Here is a 2790-nt window from a genome sequence, read left to right as displayed (position 1 = left end):
GCCCCCGGACCCCGCTGTGTCTTTGCGGGTGTAGGGTGCGTGCTCCCCGCACGACACCTGCATGGGGTGTCGGAACGGGCAGGCAACGCTAGATTGAGACGACCATCCGGGACAGGGCACATGGTTGCACGCGTCTACGTTGAAACCAGCATCATCAGCTATCTGACCGCGCGCCCCAGTCGCGATCTCGTTGTGGCTGGACACCAGCAGCTCACGCTCGACTGGTGGCAGACCCAGCGTCCGCGATTCAGAATTTGCGTATCCCAGCTGGTCGTGCGCGAAGCCAGTGGAGGTGATCCCCAGGTCGCGGGTGCTCGCCTGGCGGTGCTGAACGGCGTTCCGCTCCTGGAGACCCGCCCGGATTCAGTCGCACTTGCCCGGGCTCTTGTCGAGGGTGGACCGCTGCCGAGCAAGGCGGCCGCCGATGCGCTGCACATCGCAGTGGCCGCATCGCATGGAGTGGAATACCTGCTGACCTGGAATTGCAAGCACATAGCGAATGCCGAGATGCGGCCGCTGATCGAACGCATCTGTCGGGGGCACGGGTTCGAGCCCCCCGTGCTCTGCACACCCGAGGAACTCATGGGAGGGTGAGGCCATGTGGAACGACCCCATCGTGGAGGAAACGCGCAGGCTTCGGGATGAGTACGCTTCCCAGTTCGACTACGACCTGGATGCACTCTTTCGTGACCTCAAGGAGCAGGAGCGGAAGAGCGGACGCGAGGTCGTTTCTTTCCCGCCGCGCAAGCCACAGCCAGGAACCTCTCACGCCGCGTAGCTGCGTGCCACCGGGCCGCCCTGACCGGGTCGGCCGGCCGGAGCCGACGGCTACCCCCTCGCCTCCAGCGACCGGATGCGCCCCAGGAACGCGGCCAGCTCGTAGACCCGGAACGCCGCCAGATCGCCGGTGAGCTCCCGCTGGAACGTGTCCAGCCCCTCGCGCTCCAGCGCCTCCATCACCACCCCCAGCGCCTCCGCCACCGTGCGGCGCCCGTCCATGGCTCCCTCGCGCGCCCAGGCCAGGGCGAGCGCCATCGCCCGCGCCTGCGCCGGCTCCACGATCTGCTCCACGGCGCTCAGCTCCACCTCCGCGCTCCCGAAGAGGACGCGCTCCTCAGTGCGCGCGCGGACGTGCACGTCGTGGCGGCCGCGGCTGGGGTCCAGCGAGCCGGGGAGGGGGACGCGCGGGCGGATCGGCGTCCAGGCGCCGCCCTCCCGCCGGCGCGACGTCGGGTGCTCGCCGGCCACGCGCTTCGCGTCCGCGGTCGCCTCCTCCGGGAGAAAGTCGCGCATGGCGACCACCGTGTCCGCCACGTCGAAGTAGTCGCCCGAGCCGCCGACGACCAGCACCGTGGAGACCCCCAGCTCCGCGGCGAGCTGCCGCGCGCGGTCCACGAACGGGGTGATGGGCTCGTGCTCGTCCGCGATCAGCGCCTGCATGCGGGCGTCGCGGATCATGAAGTTGGTGGCCGAGGTGTCCTCGTCCAGCAGCAGGCACCCGGCGCCCACCTCCAGCGCCTCCACGATCGCCGCCGCCTGCGAGGTGGACCCGCTGGCGTTCGCGGTGTGGAAGGCGCGCGTGTCGCCCCCTCCGGGGATGCGGCCGATGAAGTTGGAGATGTCCGTCCCCGCCACCGAGCGCCCATCCTCCGCCCGCACCTTCACCGCCGAGGCGACCGTCACCACCCGCTCCCGCCCGTCCCCCGGGAGGTGGTCGTAGACGCCGCGCTCCAGCGCGCGCAGCAGCGTGGACTTGCCGTGGAACCCCCCGCCGACGATCAGCGTCACTCCCGCGGGGACCCCCATCCCCGTGACGGTCCCCGAGTTGGGCGTCTCCAGCGATACCCGCAGCGACTCCGGCGAGCGGAACGGGACGGAGCGGTCGAAGGGGAGCGGCCGGTCGTCGATCCCGCTGGCGCGCGGCAGGCGGGCGCCGTCCGCGACGAAGGCCACCAGCCCCCGCCCGGCCAGCGCGCCGCGGAGCGCCCGCGCGTCCTCCACGGTCTCCACGTGCAGCCGGAGCGCGTCGGCGTCCAGCGAGGGGAGGAAGAGCGCCCGCTCCACCGCCGCCGGTACGTCGCGCCCGAGCAGCTCCGCCGCCTCGCGCCCCAGGATGGTGCGCCCCCGCGCCGGGAGCCCCACCCGGAACCGCGCCTCCATCGAGCCGTCCTCCTCCACCCGCAGCGCGCTCCGCTCCAGCACCTCCTGCCCCGGGCGGAGCACCGCCAGCTCCCCGCTCTTCCCGGATCCCCGGTCGCCCGAGCGGGCGCCCAGCGCCCGGTGCAGCGCGCGGTTCAGGAAGTCCGCCGCAGCCAGCCGCCGCACCGGCGAGCGCAGCGCCCACTCCGGGAGCCGCGCCGACTCCGGCGGCACCAGTGCGCGCACCCGGCTGGGCTCCGCGAACGGGTCCCCCTGCACGTGGTCGACCACCAGCCGGAACCCCTCCGCCTGGTAGCTCCCCTTCACCCGCTTGTAGTCCCGGTAGCCCCGCCCCTCCAGCCCGCGCAGCTCGCTCTCCAGCTCTTGGATCGTCTCCATCCCCTCCCTTCCGCTTGCGTCCGGCGCCCCGCCGTGCAAGACTCCCGCCGGGCCTTTCTCCATTCTTCATTCTACATTCTTCATTCCCCCTCCCCCATGCCCACCCCCCTCCCCTCCCGCCGCTTCCTCCTCGCCCTGGCCGCCGCCTCGCTCCTGTTCCTCGTGGACGCGCGCCTGGCGCTCGCGGCGGACGCGCTCCTCCTCCTGGCGGCCGTGGCCGACGCCGCGCTCGCGCCGGGGCCGGGCCGCCTC

Annotated in this window: 2 protein-coding genes; one reads left to right on the top strand and one right to left on the bottom strand. The window is 72.8% G+C overall.

Annotated features, from left to right (window positions below; genetic code table 11):
* Nucleotides 1-120: 120 nt before the first annotated feature.
* Entirely contained in the window at nucleotides 121-594 is a 474-nt protein-coding gene (locus VGR37_03330; GenBank protein HEV2146427.1) for a type II toxin-antitoxin system VapC family toxin, read from the top strand.
* Between the two features lie 234 nt (nucleotides 595-828).
* On the opposite strand, the gene VGR37_03325 is transcribed toward VGR37_03330, so the two are convergent.
* Entirely contained in the window at nucleotides 829-2538 is a 1710-nt protein-coding gene (locus VGR37_03325; GenBank protein HEV2146426.1) for an ABC-ATPase domain-containing protein, read from the bottom strand.
* Between the last annotated feature and the right edge of the window lie 252 nt (nucleotides 2539-2790).

This window comes from Longimicrobiaceae bacterium (assembly GCA_035936415.1).
Taxonomy (GTDB): domain Bacteria; phylum Gemmatimonadota; class Gemmatimonadetes; order Longimicrobiales; family Longimicrobiaceae; genus JAFAYN01.
The sequence above is the reverse complement of the archived record's forward strand: the minus strand, read 5'-3'. Positions and strand labels throughout refer to the sequence as shown.

What these genes read in the sequence shown, in the direction of transcription:
- VGR37_03330 (HEV2146427.1), top strand. Translation starts at nt 121, where the DNA reads ATGGTTGCACGCGTCTACGTTGAAACCAGCATCATCAGCTATCTGACC.
- VGR37_03325 (HEV2146426.1), bottom strand. Translation starts at nt 2,538, where the DNA reads ATGGAGACGATCCAAGAGCTGGAGAGCGAGCTGCGCGGGCTGGAGGGG.